The organism is Arcticibacter sp., assembly GCF_053551015.1.
In genome coordinates this window covers 247730-264564 of the sequence record NZ_JBMQOB010000021.1, presented here as the reverse complement: position 1 = coordinate 264564, position 16835 = coordinate 247730, and the positions used below count along the sequence as shown (strand labels likewise).

13 protein-coding genes are annotated in these 16835 nt (G+C 47.5%); 5 read left to right on the top strand and 8 right to left on the bottom strand.

Annotation, left to right across the window (positions count from 1 at the left end; all coding sequences use genetic code 11):
- Positions 1–6: 6 nt before the first annotated feature.
- Positions 7–2280: a penicillin-binding protein 1A gene (locus ACO1NU_RS15000; protein ID WP_448819303.1), complete on the top strand. Its 2274-nt coding sequence runs from the start codon at positions 7–9 to the stop codon at positions 2278–2280.
- A gap of 5 nt (positions 2281–2285) precedes the next feature.
- Here the strand turns inward: ACO1NU_RS15000 and ACO1NU_RS14995 are convergent, their stop codons facing one another.
- Together ACO1NU_RS14995 and ACO1NU_RS14990 are read right to left on the bottom strand one after the other, a co-directional pair.
- Positions 2286–3038 (bottom strand): TIGR03915 family putative DNA repair protein, encoded by a 753-nt coding sequence (locus tag ACO1NU_RS14995; RefSeq protein ID WP_448819302.1) that lies wholly within the window; start codon positions 3036–3038, stop codon positions 2286–2288.
- Positions 3035–4291: a putative DNA modification/repair radical SAM protein gene (locus ACO1NU_RS14990; RefSeq protein ID WP_448819301.1), complete on the bottom strand. Its 1257-nt coding sequence runs from the start codon at positions 4289–4291 to the stop codon at positions 3035–3037. Before ACO1NU_RS14990 ends, ACO1NU_RS14995 begins: the two co-directional genes overlap by 4 nt.
- A 112-nt stretch (positions 4292–4403) precedes the next feature.
- Between ACO1NU_RS14990 and ACO1NU_RS14985 the strand changes: the two genes are divergently transcribed.
- Positions 4404–6533 carry an FUSC family membrane protein gene (locus ACO1NU_RS14985; protein ID WP_448819300.1) on the top strand — a complete coding sequence of 710 codons (2130 nt, stop codon included), beginning with the start codon at positions 4404–4406 and terminating at the stop codon, positions 6531–6533.
- A 23-nt stretch (positions 6534–6556) separates the two neighbouring features.
- Here ACO1NU_RS14985 and mgtE read toward each other — a convergent pair whose 3' ends face one another.
- Both mgtE and ACO1NU_RS14975 read right to left on the bottom strand, forming a co-directional pair.
- Entirely contained in the window at positions 6557–7906 is a 1350-nt protein-coding gene (gene mgtE, locus ACO1NU_RS14980) for a magnesium transporter (RefSeq protein WP_448819299.1), read from the bottom strand.
- Positions 7907–8098: 192 nt separating this feature from the next.
- Complete coding sequence (locus ACO1NU_RS14975) at positions 8099–8707, bottom strand: WbqC family protein (RefSeq protein WP_448819298.1); 609 nt, start codon at positions 8705–8707, stop codon at positions 8099–8101.
- Between the two features lie 52 nt (positions 8708–8759).
- Between ACO1NU_RS14975 and ACO1NU_RS14970 the strand changes: the two genes are divergently transcribed.
- Complete coding sequence (locus ACO1NU_RS14970) at positions 8760–9644, top strand: lysophospholipid acyltransferase family protein (protein WP_448819297.1); 885 nt, start codon at positions 8760–8762, stop codon at positions 9642–9644.
- On the top strand, positions 9634–10647 hold the full coding sequence (locus ACO1NU_RS14965; RefSeq protein ID WP_448819296.1) for a glycosyltransferase family 2 protein: 1014 nt from the start codon (positions 9634–9636) through the stop codon (positions 10645–10647). The genes ACO1NU_RS14970 and ACO1NU_RS14965 overlap by 11 nt, the downstream gene beginning before the upstream one ends.
- Before the next feature lie 121 nt (positions 10648–10768).
- Here ACO1NU_RS14965 and cobA read toward each other — a convergent pair whose 3' ends face one another.
- Positions 10769–11512 (bottom strand): uroporphyrinogen-III C-methyltransferase, encoded by a 744-nt coding sequence (gene cobA / locus ACO1NU_RS14960; protein WP_448819295.1) that lies wholly within the window; start codon positions 11510–11512, stop codon positions 10769–10771.
- A 105-nt stretch (positions 11513–11617) separates the two neighbouring features.
- On the opposite strand from cobA, the gene ACO1NU_RS14955 reads away from it, so the two are divergent.
- Complete coding sequence (locus ACO1NU_RS14955; RefSeq protein ID WP_448819294.1) at positions 11618–12514, top strand: aldo/keto reductase; 897 nt, start codon at positions 11618–11620, stop codon at positions 12512–12514.
- Between the two features lie 2 nt (positions 12515–12516).
- Here the strand turns inward: ACO1NU_RS14955 and ACO1NU_RS14950 are convergent, their stop codons facing one another.
- The 3 genes from ACO1NU_RS14950 to ACO1NU_RS14940 all read right to left on the bottom strand — a co-directional run bounded on the left by ACO1NU_RS14950 (position 12517) and on the right by ACO1NU_RS14940 (position 16832).
- Complete coding sequence (locus ACO1NU_RS14950; protein WP_448819293.1) at positions 12517–13878, bottom strand: NAD-dependent succinate-semialdehyde dehydrogenase; 1362 nt, start codon at positions 13876–13878, stop codon at positions 12517–12519.
- A 93-nt stretch (positions 13879–13971) separates the two neighbouring features.
- Positions 13972–14280, bottom strand: coding sequence for a YgaP family membrane protein (locus ACO1NU_RS14945; protein ID WP_448819292.1), 309 nt, complete (start codon positions 14278–14280; stop codon positions 13972–13974).
- A 446-nt stretch (positions 14281–14726) separates the two neighbouring features.
- Positions 14727–16832 carry a ComEC/Rec2 family competence protein gene (locus ACO1NU_RS14940; protein ID WP_448819291.1) on the bottom strand — a complete coding sequence of 702 codons (2106 nt, stop codon included), beginning with the start codon at positions 16830–16832 and terminating at the stop codon, positions 14727–14729.
- Positions 16833–16835: the final 3 nt, after the last annotated feature.

Sequence of the window (16835 nt, the reverse complement as noted above, 5' to 3'; positions counted from 1 at the left end):
GCATCCATGATGCGTCCTTCTACCTCCTTCGCACTACGACTATTTGTTAAGCTTGTACTGTCTCTGATAGTGGCTGGCTTTATCTTCTACCTTGCTATTTATCTGGGCTTCTTCGGAGAGGTACCCAGTAAAAAGCGGCTTAAGTCGCTGCAGAATAATAGCGCGTCTGAGATCTATACAGCCGATAGCGTGCTGATCGGCCGCTACTTCATACAAGACCGCACCAACGTCAGGTACAGGTCCATTTCTCCGTATGTTGTTAAAGCGCTGGTGGCGACTGAAGACGCGCGATTCTACGACCATAATGGTGTTGACGTTCGCGGCTTATTCCGGGTAGTCGTCAAGTCGATCTTATTGCAGGATGAGAGCTCCGGCGGAGGAAGCACCTTAAGTCAGCAGCTTGCCAAAAACCTCTTTCCGAGGAAATCCCACCGCCTTTTCAGTACTCCGATCAATAAGATTAGGGAAATGATCACGGCGGTACGCCTCGAGTCGGTATACAGCAAGGAAGAAATTATCGAGCTGTATCTGAACACGGTGCCCATGGGCGGCAATATCTACGGGATAGAACGAGCTTCGAGGGTATTTTTTAATAAAACATCCGGAGAACTGAAGATGGAAGAGGCAGCTGTGCTCGTCGGGATGCTAAAAGCCAATACCACGTATAATCCGGCAAGATATCCTGAGCGTTCCCTTGCCCGACGAAATGTCGTAGTTAGCCAGATGCTGAAAGAAGGATACATCTCGCCTGCAGAGGCAGACTCCATCAAATTGAGACCTCTCATCCTGAGCTATAACAAGAGCCGCGGGGGCCAGGGCATTGCACCTTATTTGCGGGAGTACCTCCGAAAGCAGCTTCTTAAATGGGCAGAGACACATATGGATGCAGATGAAAAACCTTATGACCTGTACACCGATGGGCTGAAGATATACACAACCATCGACTCACGTATTCAGTTGGCAGCAGAGCGGGCGGTGCGCACGCAAATGGCGAAGCTACAGCGGACCTTCGACCAGCATTGGGGGAATCAGGCACCCTGGGGTCGCAACACCTCGGTGATCACGAGCGCTATGCAGAAATCAGATCGCTACGCACTGTTGAAGGAGGCAGGCAAACCAGAGGAGGCCATTCGGGAGATATTCAATGAGAAGCGCCCCATGACGCTTTTTTCTTGGGCGGGGAATAAGAAGGTGACGATGAGTCCGCTGGACTCCATTAAATACTACCAAAAAATACTCAATACAGGGTTGATTTCCATTGAGCCTGCTACAGGGAAGGTGAAAGCCTGGGTTGGCGGGATCAATCATCAGGTATTCAAGTACGACCATATCCTTTCGAGGCGACAGGCCGGATCCACCTTTAAGCCGATCCTGTATACAGCGGCTCTGGAGAAAGGAATTGATCCCTGCATGATGATCGAGAACAAAAGGCTGACTTATCCGCAGTTTGAGAATTGGTCGCCGCAGAATGCTGATGGAAATTATAGCGGCAAGTATTCCATGAAAGGAGCCCTTGCCTACTCGGTTAATACGGTCTCTGCGCAGCTGATGATGCAGACCGGGATCTCCCAGACAATCTCTCTTGCTCACCGGATGGGAATCACGAGTGAAATCCCGACAGTTCCTTCTATTTCACTTGGCGCGGCGAGCCTCTCGCTGCTTGAGCTTGTAGGGGCTTATACCGTCTATGCCAACACGGGCCGCCTGGTCAAGCCTTTTTCTATTACCCAGATCAGGGACCGGGAGGGCAACGTAGTCTTTCAGGCCAAAGAGGCAAAAAGCCAGCAGGTAATCTCCGCAGGAAATGCAGCGACAATGCTCGAAATGATGAAAGGAGTGGTTGATGCGGGAAGTGCTTCCCGGCTTAAAACAGAGTTCGGTCTCAGCATGGATATGGCTGGCAAAACGGGCACTACGCAGAACCAGGCCGATGGTTGGTTTATAGGTATCACGCCCAAGCTGGTAACAGGCGTATGGGTGGGAGCAGAAAATCCACTTGTCAGGTTCCGCTCGCTGAAATTGGGTCAGGGAGCGAATACAGCACTTCCGGTATGGGCCACTTTCATGAAATCGCTGGTCGCGAAGTCCGCATTCTCAACCTACCGTTACAGCAAATTCAGACCTCTGAGTTCAGAACTTGCTGCCCGGCTAAATTGTCCGCTTTTCGTAGAAGATGTGATTGTGGAGGAACCAGTAAAAAAGGAAAGCTTCTTCAAGCGGATCTTTAAGAAAGGACTGGGCATCTTCAAACGGAAAAAGAAGAACCAGGACGAACAGTAAGAGGGTCAGTAGACTTGCTTCTCGATGAGGTGTTTCCAATACCTTTTAGGTACGTGGCGTAAATGCAGAGCTGTGTTTTTCCGTGAATCAATGGAGACATGCTTGAAATAGTCTTTCCACATATTTTTATAGAGCGCTTCACTCTCCGCAAACGCGTTGGGGTTTGATTTCCCCTCACTGAAGGTAAACTGCACCTCCTCCACTTTCTGAAGGTCATAATAGATCCCGTATTGACGCTTCTTGTCAAAAATAATCCATTCCTGATCGGCATATCTGTTCTTAAAATGTCCCGTGATCAGCGGAAGAACATTGAAATCCGGCTCAACTTCCGCAAAGTAGATATTGTCTGCTGTTAGTTGAAAACGTATAAAGGCCTTCATACGATGGCGCTCGCGACTCACCATTTTAGAGATCTGTGTCACCCTCAGTACATCTGGATTCCCGAAAGCGGTCTCTGAAAGCTTCTCGGAGAAGACCGCCCTTGCATAACGAACGATCAAAGCGGGTACTTCGGGCAGCTCTGAAAGAAAGCATGCATACAGATCTGCGTACGCCTTAGCGGAGACGTTCTTAAGTAAGCCTTTTGACACACGGGCAGCGTGCTGAGTGTCCGTATGAACCTCCCTCGGTGCACTGAATGCATCAGGCTGATATCGTTCCGGTGTACTTACGCTCACCGCTCCCAGCTTGTACTCGTAGACATCGAAGATGCAACATAGCAGTCCAAACCAGCTGCCATCATAGATAAGTATTGTCATGTGAACAGTTCCAGTTGTGCCGGTTGGCTTTTCAGGTATTTACTGGATGAACTAGCCAGAATGAACTGTTTGATCTGCGTGGCAGAGAGGTTGCGACGCTCGAAATCCCTGCTGCTGCAGGTGATAAAGTAGCGGGCGCGGTTTAAAGCTACTCCCAGTTTCTTCAGGTGATCCCAATTGAGACGCTGGAACTTCCGTGCCGCAACCATCTTCTGTGCAGAGTGCAGCCCTATACCCGGAACCCGCAGGATAAGCTGAAGGTCTGCCTTATTGATATCTATAGGAAACTGGTTGAGGTTTCTGAGGGCCCAGCCCAGCTTAGGGTCTATGTCGAGATCCAGGTGCGGCGTTGCAGGATTCAGCAGTTCACGCACGTTGAACCCGTAGAAGCGCATGAGCCAGTCTGCTTGATAAAGCCGATTCTCGCGTACCATAGGGACCGCGGTATTCAGCATAGGGAGCCTGCTATCATTACTAATGGGCACATATCCCGAATAATAGACCCTCTTGAGACTGAAATTCCGGTACATGCTATCAGCCGTGTACATAATATCCTTATCAGTTTCCTTTGTTGCACCAATGATCATCTGGGAACTCTGTCCCGCGGGAACAAACAAAGGGGACTTTTTAAAGAGCTTTCGCTCCTCCTTATTCTGAATGATCTCATGCTTGAGATAATTCATTGGCCGGATCATATCCTGCCGGTCCTTATCGGGGGCCAGCAATTTCAGCCCGCTTTCAGTGGGTATTTCAATGTTCACACTAAGCCTGTCGGCGTAAAGCCCTGCCTCTTTCATCAGCTCATCACTTGCACCCGGTATAGTCTTCAGGTGAATGTAACCATTGAATTTATGCTGCAGACGTAATTCCTTCGCTACGCGTACCAGCCTCTCCATGGTATAATCTGCGTTTTTAAAAATCCCCGAACTTAGAAACAGGCCTTCTATATAGTTGCGTCTGTAGAAGTTGATGGTTAGATCGACCACCTCCTTGACGGTGAAGGCCGTTCGCTCTATATCGTTACTCTTTCTGGTGACGCAATAGGCGCAGTCATAGATGCAAAAGTTGGTTAGTAAAATTTTTAGCAGGGATACGCACCTGCCGTCAGAAGTATAGGTATGACAGATTCCACTTCCCGTATCTCCGAGACCTTTATTCGTGTTTTTACGCTTGCTGCCGCTTGAGGCGCAGGACACATCGTATTTCGCCGCATCTGCAAGTATTCTCAACTTCTCTCTTACTCGTTCTGACATAGGGTAAAATTACTAATTTATTTAGCAATACAAGAAAGAAGTGAAACTAAATTCGTGGGCACTTATCCAATGCGCAATACATTTTTTAACTTAGCCAGGTACAACGTTCTCTATGAAGCAAACCCGTGAAATAAAGAATTTCATCTACAGTCAATACTTTGCTGACGGGCTTAGAATCTCCTTCGGAGTTCTACTGCCCTCTCTTCTGCTATCCCAACTCGGCCACCTCGAAACAGGAATTGCAGTGTCTATGGGCGCCATCACCACCAGTATTCCCGATAATCCAGGACCCGTTGTTCATAAGCGTAATGGAATGCTCTTTTGCATTCTGTTCATGATCATCGTATCGCTGCTTACCGGCCTGATCAACGACTACCCGCTACTGATTGTTGCTGAGGTCTTCTTCCTCTGCTTCTTCTTTTCCATGTTCAACATCTTCGGGAACAGGGCCTCTGCCATAGGTACCGCGGTGCTCCTGATCATGATCATCAACATTGACCAGGATTTTACCCTGAAGACCATCCTCGAGTACACGGGTTTCCTGCTGGCCGGCGGAATCTGGTATATGGGTCTCAGTCTGGCAGTTTCGCAGTTCAGGCCATATCGTATAGCACAGCACGCTTTAGCGGAGTGCATTGATCAGGTGGCAGAGTATCTGAAGCTGAAAGCTCTATTCTATGATGAGCAGGCGGATTTTGATGAGACGTATAAAAAGCTGATCGACCAGCAGATCATTGTTCACCAGCAGCAGGATAATGTTCGCGAGATCCTGTTCAAGAACAAGATGTTCCTGAAGGACCCGACCAACACGGCGAGGGTACTGACGCTGGTCTTTATCGATGTGCTTGACCTGTTTGAGCAAACGATGGCCACGCATTACGACTATTCAACGATAAGAACTAACTACGCTGCATCGGGCATCTTAAAAGACTTCAATAAGATCATCTACAATATTGCCCGTGAGCTGGCAAATATGGGGTATGACATCAACGCCAATGAAAGACCCCGTCCTTTTCAGGACTTCAAGCTCCAGCTTGAGGAGCTGAAGACCCGGATCGATCAGGTGGAAAATAACCTCGTCTTGAAAAAGATCCTGATCAACGTGCGAAACATGGTTAGCCGCATTGATAATATGTACAGCTACTTCAGCAAGAAAGGCGTTGGCGAGGTGGTCTTGAGCAATGAAAAAGACCTCGGACGCTTCGTGAACACGCAGAGCATTGACCTGAAGCTGTTCATCGAGAACCTGAGTCTGAAATCCTCTACCTTCCGGCATGCGCTTCGTGTGGCCATTGTAGCTGTGATCGGTTACTGCGCATCGAAGCTGCTTCCCCTCGGCCACCATAGTTATTGGATATTGATGACCATTCTCGTGATCTTAAAACCGGGTTTCAGCCTGACGAAGACGCGAAATTATCAGCGTCTCATCGGCACCATCATCGGAGGTATCGCCGGAGCCCTCATCGTCTACTATGTAAAAGACACGACCATTCGTTTCTTCTTCCTCCTGATCTTCATGATAGGCGCCTATAGCTTCCAACGACTGAATTATGTTGTCAGCGTCTTATTCATGACCCCTTATATACTGATCATGTTCAGCTTCATAGGGATGGGAAATCTGAGTCTGGTTCAGGAAAGGATTTTGGATACATTCATCGGCTCGTTCATCGCCTTCATCGCCAGCTATGTACTTTTCCCATCGTGGGAATATCCGCAGCTGAAAAGGTATATGCGAAAGCTGCTTATAGCCAACTACCATTACCTGACAAAGGTGGCAGAGGGACTTGTAGGAAAAGATCTGGATATTACGGAATATAAGCTCATCAGGAAAGAGCTTTATGTAAGTTCCGCAAACATGGCTTCAGCCTACCAGCGGATGCTCTCTGAGCCCAAAAGCAAACAGATCAAAGTGCGGGAGGCTAATAAATTCATGGTCTTAAACCATAAACTATCTTCTTACATCGCAACGCTGATCTCTGCATTGAGAAATGATGGAACGAGGCAGGTTGATCATGCACATATTAAGCTGATCAGACGTGCTTTATACCAACTTTGTGAAGGAATAGAACAACTTCGGGGAGACGAGGAGCCGTTTACTGAAACGGATATCTTATTGGTGGATCCACATCTTCCGTCGTTGCCGGATGATAAAGACAGCAGACTCATTACCGATCAACTTGAATTTGTGAATAAGACTGCTGGAGATATTTTAAAAACCACACAGAGGATCGCAGAAGACTGATGAGGACAGTGAAAGATTAGGAGCTATAGAAGGAGCTTGGAAGCGAGGCCCAGCAACAGCAGGAAGCCAAACACGTCAGTAAACGTCGTAATAATAATAGAAGAAGCAATGGCAGGGTCAATACCTATGCGTTTCAAGATCAGCGGGATTGATGAGCCGGCGATACCCGCCAGAACAAGGTTTCCCGTCATGGCTGTAAAGATCACCAGACCGAGCATGAGGTTTCCATCATAAAACACGGCGAAAAGAAAGACGACAAGTCCTATACATGCCCCGTTAATGAGTCCGACCGTGAACTCCTTAAGTACCGTTCTATAAGCCTGATTATCGGTCAGATCGCTGAGTGAGATACGGCGTATAGTAACGGCAAGCGCCTGTGTAGCTGTATTTCCTCCCATCCCTGCAATCATCGTCATGTAGCCAGAGAGCAGAAGCAATCTGCTGATGGTGGGTTCAAAATACCGGATTACCGAGGAAGCGAGGAAGGCTGTACCCAGGTTAACGACCAACCATGGAAGACGGCTCCTGACGGCCTCTTTCCAGTTACCAGAAAGCGCTTCATCTTCAGAAACCCCGGAGATCTTCAAGATATCTTCGGTATTTTCTTCTTCCATTACGTCGATAACGTCATCGAAGGTGATGCGGCCAAGAAGGTGCATCTGATCATCCACTACGGGAATACTGGTCAGATTGTATTGCGAGATTAGCCGGGCAACCTCTTCCTGATCCGTATTGGCCTTGACGTAGACAAAATCATCCTTGATGAGATCCCTGATAAGAACTGTATTACGCGATTTGATTATATCTTTCAATGATACGATTCCCAGCAGGATATTTCTGTTGTCCACCACATTGATGGTATAGAACTCCTCCATCTCCTCTGATTGCCTGATAATCTGATCCAGGGCCTCTGTTTTGGTCAATTTGCTGTTGACCTTCAGCACCTGGGTATTCATCAAACCACCGGCAGTGTCTTCCTCAAAAGACAACAGGTTACGGATGTGAGTGGCATCCTCTTCATCCAGGTCGCTCAGGATCTCATTTTGAGTATCTTCTGAAAGCTGACTTAAGATATCGGTGGCGTCATCATAGTCCAGCTCTTCCATGATCTCGGAACGTCGTTCAGGATGCAGGTTCTCCAATATCCTTTCGGGATGTATCTCTGCATCCATCTCTGCGATGACCTCTGAAGCGGTCTCTGAAGGAAGAATATTGATGATGTAGTCGCGCGATTCCTGGGGAAGGCTGGCAAAAAGAATTGCAATTTCTGACGCATGATATTCCGAAAGCAGGGCTTTTAGTTCATCGTCCCCACTCTCAAGCGCCTGCTTAAGGCGCTGAATATCCGTTCTGTTCAGTTCAAAAGATTGCATTGCGCGCTAAAATAGTAAATGTATCCGGGATACAGCTTTTAAACTTCAGAACAGCGATACAGTTTGCTCAAGGATTAAATGAGCATGACAAAAGCATTCTACCCCGGTCAGCTGGTTGGGTGAGCGTGTAAAGCTACCCTTCAGCAAAGACGTCTTCGGACCAGTACCCTTTCGACCAGCTAACAGGCTGAACTAGAGAAAAGAAGCACTCTGAGGGCCCTGACTAAACAGCAGATCAATGATGCTGAGATTAGGAAGAAAGCCGTTCCGTTCTCCAAAAACCTGAAAGTATTCCTTGAATGTCCGATCTGAAGGTAGCTTTGGATGGATGGATTTCCGAAAATCATCCATATCCGGGTATGTCTCTTCATAACCCGAATTCAGGGTATAAGGGAGCTGAAGTTTCAAACTTTTTGCCAATAGCTCCAGCAACTCCACGTTATAGTCAAACAAGTAATCCCATTTCTCTTCATAGAAGCGGGCGAAAGCGTCCTCATAAAACTCGAAATATGCAGAACGCCTGTAGGAGGTCTGTATGCTCATCCAGTGCAGTCTCTGCCAGTTGAAGTCATAGCTAATTTTCACGTCCCTGATGTTCGTGTGTACTTTTGAGCCTTTAATAACGGGCACAATCAAGTCAAGCTTACCCTGCGGTGAGTCTATGGAAGCCCTGTTCCGGTATGTCTGCTTAGGAAAATGTTCCGAAGCCTCAATAACGATCTGTTCTTTATGGGCCTTCATCTGGCTAAAAAACTCTACGGGTGGCAGGTAAAATAAAGGAAAGATTGCGCCTTTGTGCATGCTATGTACTATGTTTGTATTTACTGGCACGAAATTAACTATAAAAATACAGATGAAGAAGGTTCTTAAAAGCCTTATCAGATATCCCCTATATATTGTTTCATTACTTCCGTTCCGGGTACTGTATTTTCTTGCCGATCTTGTCTATATCCTCCTCTATCATGTGATTAAATACCGCCGGACTGTAGTGATGGGCAATCTCAGGAACTCCTTTCCGGAGAAAACCAGCGCAGAACTCAGCAGGATTGAAAAGAGATTTTATCTCAACCTCGTGGATGTGATGGTTGAAACGCTTAAAATGGCCTCTATGTCTGAAGCCTCTATACAGAAGCGACTGCACATCACCAACCAGGATGAGATCAGGAAATTTTACAATCAGGGGCGGCCGGTCATGATCGTCACAGCGCATTACGGCAATTGGGAATGGGGCTCGCCGATCATATCATCCCTCTACCCGGAGCCCTGTATGGTAGTGTATAAACCACTCTCAGACAAAAACTTCGAGCAGATCATGAACGGCTGGCGTTCACGCTTCGGCGCCATTATGGTTCCTATGAAAAACACGCTGCGCGCGTTGCATGCCTGCAAGTCTAAAACCTTTTCACTCGCGCTTGTAGGTGATCAAACGCCTGTGCAAAGCGAAACTCAATATTTCACTGACTTCCTCAACCAGCGTACTCCCATCTTCCTGGGAATCGAAAAGATTGCTATGAAGAGGAATATGCCCGTAATCTATGCCCATCTGGATCGTGTAAGACGTGGATTCTATGAATGCCATCTGACGACCTTATTCGAAAATCCGGAAACAACAGCAGAATACGAGATAACGGAGACCCATACGCGCTTTCTGGAGAAGATTATCATCAGGAAACCGGAAATGTGGCTTTGGTCGCACAAGCGATGGAAGTTTAAAGAATTACAAGGTCATGTCATATAAACCGAGCGTAGCTATAGTTATTTTAAACTGGAACGGCCAGGCCCTTCTCGAGAAATTTCTTCCGTCTGTAGTGAACTCCACATACCCCAATCTCAGGATCGTGGTAGCTGATAATGCATCGGCTGATGATTCTGTAGATTATGTCAAAAGGAACTTTCCCTTTATTGAAGTTATTCAGAACGAGCATAACGAAGGATTTGCCCGTGGCTACAATACCATACTCAAGCAGGTGGAGGCGGATTATTACGTCCTCCTCAATTCAGACGTTGAGGTCACTCAAAACTGGATTGAACCGGTTATCGACTTGATGGAAAGTGATGAGCTGATCGCAGCTGCACAACCCAGGATCAGGGCCTATTATAGTCCGGAGCTCTTCGAGCATGCTGGTGCCGCAGGTGGCTTCATTGATGCTTATGGATACCCGTTTTGCCGGGGCAGGATATTCGACACGGTAGAGAAAGATGAAGGTCAGTATACCGAGGCCTCCGAAATATTCTGGGCTAGCGGTGCCGCGCTCTTTATCAAGAGCAGGTATTGGAAAGATGCTCAGGGATTCGATGCCGATTTCTTTGCCCATATGGAGGAGATCGACCTCTGCTGGCGGTTAAAGCGCAGGGGACTGAAGATCATGTACTGCCCCGACTCCACCGTATACCATGTGGGCGGCGGAACCCTTGAAACAGAGAACCCCTACAAGACTTATCTGAACTTCCGCAACAATCTGTCCATGCTGCTGAAGAACCTCGATACCAACAGATGTTTCTATGTCATCTTCATGCGGTTCTGGCTCGACTTTATCACGCTGCTCAAGTTTGCGGCGGCAGGTAAATTCAAGCACGCTGCAGCAATCAGTAAGGCGCATCGCTCCTTCTTTTCAGACCTCCGGCGAAACCGGGCTAAAAGAGCTGCCAGCGGCATGCCATTTAATGATAAGGGTCTCTATAAGAAGTCGATTGTATGGCAGTACTTTGTTCTGGGTAAAAAGCAGTTCAGCGAGCTGTAAATTAGCTTTAGCTGAAATCTATTTACCTGTACAAAAACGGACTTCCAGTATGTGGGATTACCCGGCTGAACGCTCGCGCCTTGAGGCTATCCTTCTTTAAATACACCTCCTAAAGCCGGCTTTAAAGACCGGGAGTACTGTCCTTTAAAGCCACCACGCCCCCAATGATGATGATGGAAGGATGGGTAAGATGATGGCGCTCGGCGATTGCGGGGAGATCTTTCACAAAGCCACTTCCCGACTTCTCTTTAAAATGTGTAGCATGCTGAATAATCGCAGCCGGAGTATCACCTCTGCCCTCCTGAAGATACGTATCCGCAATTTCATGTACCTTCTTCATGCCCATATAGATGACTACCGTCGCATTGCTTTTCATAGCCAGACGCAGATCTGAAGATAGTCCCCCGTCTTTCTTTGTCCCCGTCAACACCCAGATACCCTCACTGATGGCGCGGTGAGTCAGTGGAATATCACTAAAGCCTGAAGCCTGCATGCTGGTAATACCAGGAATATAGTATGTAGCAATACCCAGCTGCCTGGCAAACAGGACTTCCTCAAAGCCGCGTCCGAAAATAAAGGGATCCCCGCCTTTTAAACGCACCACCATACCTCTTTCGAAAGCTTTATCCCGTATGATCTCATGGATGGTTTCCTGGGCTGTATAATCCCCATATGGATGCTTGCCTACATATATCAGCTCACAATCGGGACGGGCATAGTCAAGCAGCTCTTTATTGGCCAGGTTATCGTATAGTATGACGGGGGCACGCTGGATCACCTTCAACCCTTTGAGGGTGATAAGCTCGGGGTCACCCGGACCAGCACCCACAACATACAGTTCCGGTGTAAACTCTTTTTCCTGCATAAATGTTATTAGATTGGGAAATTAGCAACATTTTTGAAAAGATTGCCCCTTAAAAGGAGAATACATGAAATAACCTTAATTTTAGGGCATACTAGAAAGAACGATATGAGATACAATCAACTCGGAAACTCAGATATCAGGATTAGCGAAATAGGATTTGGATGCATGTCCCTTGGAAAGGACGATCAGCAGAACAGACAGATCGTTGACGAAGCGATCGCCGCAGGCATCAACTTTTTTGACACAGCGGATCTGTATGACAAAGGTGAGAACGAAGAGCGTATCGGAACCCTGCTGAATAGCCGCCGTAAAGATTGTATCGTTGCCACGAAAGTGGGGAATAAATGGAAAGAAGATGGCAGCGGATGGGACTGGGCTCCCGGCAAAGATTACATCATACAGGCTGTCGAAGGGAGCCTGAGAAGGTTAAAGACGGATTATATCGATCTGTATCAGCTTCATGGGGGAACGATCGAAGATCCTATAGATGATATTCTCGAAGCTTTTACCCTTTTGCAGCAGCAAGGAAAAATCCGGGCGTACGGCATATCTTCTATCCGGCCGCAGGTTATTCGGGAATATGTTCATAAATCAGGCATCTCCAGCGTGATGATGCAATACAGTCTGCTCGACAGGAGGCCCGAAGAAAGTGTGCTGAAGCTTCTTCAGGAAAATCAGATATCGGTGCTCGCAAGAGGCAGCCTTGCACAAGGACTACTGGTCGATAAACCCGCCCGCCCCTATCTGGAGTATACTCCAGAAGACGTGGAAACGGCAGCTAAAGCAGTCAGCTTTGTTGCCGGAAAAAAGAGGAGCGTTTCCCAGGCCGCTATCATGTATGTGCTGAAAAAGCAACCTGTAGCATCTGCGGTCGTAGGCATCCGAACCCTGGAGCAGTTGCATGAGATCATCAAAGACTCACCTGCACCTGAACTTAGTTCAGCCGAGCATCACTTCCTGAGTGAGAGTCTTAAAGCAGGTGTTTACGACAAGTTCCGCTAGCGCTATGCCCGGTAAACCGTTTTGATATTCACGAACTCACGAATCCCATAGATTCCGAGCTCTCTGCCGTAACCGGATTGCTTTACACCTCCGAAAGGGAGCTCGGGTATCGAGCGTACATAGTCGTTAACGAAACAACACCCGGCATCTATCCCTCTCTCCGCAATCCGCACAGCACGTTCCTGATCGCTTGTGAAGATGGCTGAACCAAGACCGAAAGTCGTATCATTTGCCACACGAAGCGCATCCTCCTCGTCTTTCACCACAATGACCGAGGCTACGGGACCAAACAGCTCTTCATCGTAAGCAGGCATCCCTTTTTTTACATTGGTGAGAATAGTCGGCGGATAAAACGCATGCGGGCCCGGTTCAACCGTTCCTCCAAGGATACACTCAGCCCCCGCTTCGATGCTCTTTTGTACTTGTTCATGGAGTTCGTCCCTCAGCTTTACTGTCGCCATCGGCCCCATGCTCGTCTTCTCATCCAAGGGATCGCCAGGCTGTTGCGCAGCCATTTTTTCTTTAAACCTGGAGATGAAGCTTTCTGCCGCACCTTCCAGAACAATAAACCGCTTGGCGGCAATACAACTTTGCCCCGCATTGATCAGCCTGCTCTCCGCACACTTCGTAGCAGCCAGCTCTATATCGGCATCTTCAAAGATCAGGTAGGGATCACTTCCTCCAAGCTCCAGAACAGCTTTCTTCAGCAGAGATGCTGCTTGTCCCGCTACCTTCATACCTGCATCGGTGCTTCCCGTCAGTGTTACTGCCTTGATAATCGGATTCTTTATAATCTCCTCTACCTCATTGCTGCTAATGAGGAGCGTTTGAAATACGTATTCAGGGATACCCGCTTCTCTGAGGATCTCTTCTGTGGCAAGAGCACATCCCGGAACATTGGATGCATGTTTCAAAACAGCCGCATTACCAGCCATCAGTCCCGGAGCCAGAAAGCGAAAGGTCTGCCAAAAAGGGAAGTTCCAGGGCATAACAGCCAGTATCACACCTAATGGCTGAAAAGTGACGTAGCTCTCTGAAGCGTCAGTACTGATCGCATCCTTTTGGAGAAACTTCCCGGCGTTTTCCGCATAATAGCGGCATACAAGCGCACATTTGCTAATCTCGCCCATGCCCGCCCGGAGGGGTTTACCCATTTCCCTCGCCATCAATGTGGCGAGTTCCCGCTTTTTTGACTCCAACACGTCGGAAACCTTTAACAGATACCCTGCACGTTCTGCATAAGATAAGGTCTTCCAGTCCTGAAAGGCCCTTTCTGCTTTTTCAAGCTTGGCAGCCGTTTCCGAGGGCGTGTCTGCTTGATATTCTTTTATAAGCTCTCCCGTAAGGGGATTAATGGCTTTCATATATGCCTGCATTATTCGTTAACAAAAAGAGGCCAGAGCTCTAAGAGTTCAGGCCTCGAATATAAAGGTTATTGATAGAAGCTAAATCCGTTCTTAAGAAACAGGAATGCTCTGCGATGCAATTAAAGGTCGCGGAGCAGGTGTCTCTATAGAATCTTCAATGGCAGATTTCAGCGGGCAGTATCCGGTAAGTCCGCGTTGTAATAAAGAACCACCAATCATAATCTTACCTAATGAAATCAAAGGATGCGAGAATATATTGGTTATTCCGTTAAATAAGATGAATGCGCCTGTGCCCAATGAGATAATTCTTTCTGATTTGCCTACGTTCGCGTCAGGATTATCCTGAAGAAGAGGGCCGTTAAATGACTCTTTTAAAGTGTCTACTATTTGCTTATCCATAGTTTTGTTGTCTAGATGTTTTCCTAACAACAGCAAGAAACGTGCTCTGTTTAAAAATATTTTAAAAAAATCTATCTTCAGTTTCAGCCCCTCGGATACTTAAACAAGGAGGATTAAGCCAGGAAAATTACTGCCCATCGGGCTTTCTGATCTTAAAAGACGTGAATTGTATGCTTTATATCGCTTCCATATCCTACCTCCTGCTTTGACTCCCGGAAAAAAACCGGCAATAAGAACTTGATTTACAATACATTGAACAATGCAAACCCGAGAATAACCCTATAAAACACGCGGGAACGCTTTACACAAGAATTTATTTTTGATTTAAATGAAAATAACTTTGTTACTTTAAATTTTTACATATATTTGATCAAGCTCATCTGGCTAATTATAAACCAAGCCCTTATCTCACCCAGATAAGGGTTTTTCACCCCTCTAACCAAGGGTCACCATTCCAACTCACAGGCATTCATCCTTTTAAGGTCATGAACTTTCATTTCCAGCGACTCTGCTTGCTCCAACCAGTGTGCTATATTACGCCCACGATTCTTATCTCCAACCACGACGAAGGTCAAGTTATCAAACTGCAAAAGATCCACATACGGGTCATTATGAAGAAGGATGATCCGCCGGGTATTTCGTCCTCCTGCTACTGACCGTGCATTCCCGGTTGTAACAGACAAGGGTCTGCCCTTACTCCCACTATGCCCATCGCCTTCTATAATGTCCAACTCCAGATCATAAAACCGGATCCTTCCTGAGGAAATTTTGAAATCTGCTTCGTAAAACGATGATCTCGTATTCACTATCTTCTTTAATTCCAGGTTCCTGTCCCTGATCAGTGGCATGACCGAATACGCCATTGCCTTGTCATCCACGTTCATATCACTTACAATGGTTGCTGTTCCCCTTCGGATGAAAGCCATGGCGAAGTGGTTTCTTACAGCATAGATTACCACCGAGGTTCTTTTCCAGACGATAAGTCCGCATACCGAATATGTTGAAGCGATACACAGTCCGATAATCAGCGAACACCAGAGGGCTTGCTTGCTCTTCTTAAGTACCGCCACATACAAAGTAGCTACAAGCAAATATATCAACAGATAGAACGTAAGGTGGAGACGATAGCCGTGCATACTGGAGAAAGGAAGCTTCTCAATGACCCGCAGTCCGTAGTGCAATACACCGATACCATTTTCCATCAACCAGGCCATCGTGCGCAGCGGAACCTCCGTGAATGGGATGAATGCCAGCAGTAGAAAACCAACACCAGAGTACATCACAACCGTCACGGGCAGCATGATAAATAAGTTGCTCGCCAGAAAATACACGGGAAACTGATTGAAGTAATATAAACACAGTGGGAAAGTGGCCAGTTGCGCTGCCATTGAAAAGGCGAGGTAAGACCAGAGCGTCTTGAAAGCTCTGTTCTTGAAGGCGAAAGCCCCGTTCATCAGCGGATACAATATCACCAGTCCCGTAACAGCGATATAGGACAGTTGGAAGCCAACATCAAATAACCACATGGGCGTGAACAAGAGCTGGAAGAATGCTGCTGCCGGTACGCAATTGAGCATATCTGCATTCCTGTCCAGCAACCGGCCTGCAATCACGAAGCTGATCATAACAGCCGAGCGGCATGCCGCCGCCGACAGGCCTGAAAGCAATGTATACATCCAGACCAAAGCAATGATCAGCAACGCTTGTATCACGCTCAATTTACGGCCTTTCCAAAAGCCGAGCAGATAACCTGCGAGCGCGGCAACTATGGCTACATGCATGCCTGAAACGGAAAGCACATGCATCACTCCGGTGCTACTATAGGTATTCAGAATATCCCTTCTCAGGTCTGCTTTATATCCCAGCAGCAATGTCGATATAACTGCTGCCGACTCTTTGTTGCCCACGTAAGTGTCGAGCTTCCTAACAACTTTCCTCCGCAGCTCCACGGCTGCATACATATAATTCCAGGCTGCGTGTCCCGCATACTCTACTTCCGACATTTTAAAGAAAGCCTGATGCCGCAGTCCTCTGTTACTCATATAAGATGCATAGTCAAACTCACCTGGGTTCCTCGGTCCCTGGATCGTAGTAAACCGACCCGGTACTATCAGCCTGTCGCCAATCGAAATAGTATTGCTCAAATCCGGTTCTTTCTGCAGCGAAAGCAGCATCTTCCCCTCACACCTGATTGGCGCAGATGACCTGAGCCCGCTAAGTACGCGCACCTCACATCTGGTGATGGATGGTCCTTCCTGCGGCTCAGTACATACTTCTATCAGAAATCCTTCTGCCCGCGAAGAGCTGAAATGGTCCGGCTGATGTTCCGGTAAACCTGACGCAGTATGCAGGGCAGCTAGCGTCAGGATAAAAAGTTGAAAGACCAGACCGGGAAACCAGGGCCTCATGTACATGCTGAACCGCGTGTAGTTCACATGCAGCAGCAGCATGAGAACCGATAATAGTAGTGCGATACATCTGGCGACTGAATACATCGCCGCATCAGCGCCATAACTGCGACCGAGAATGATACCCGCTAACATCGGCAGCATTAG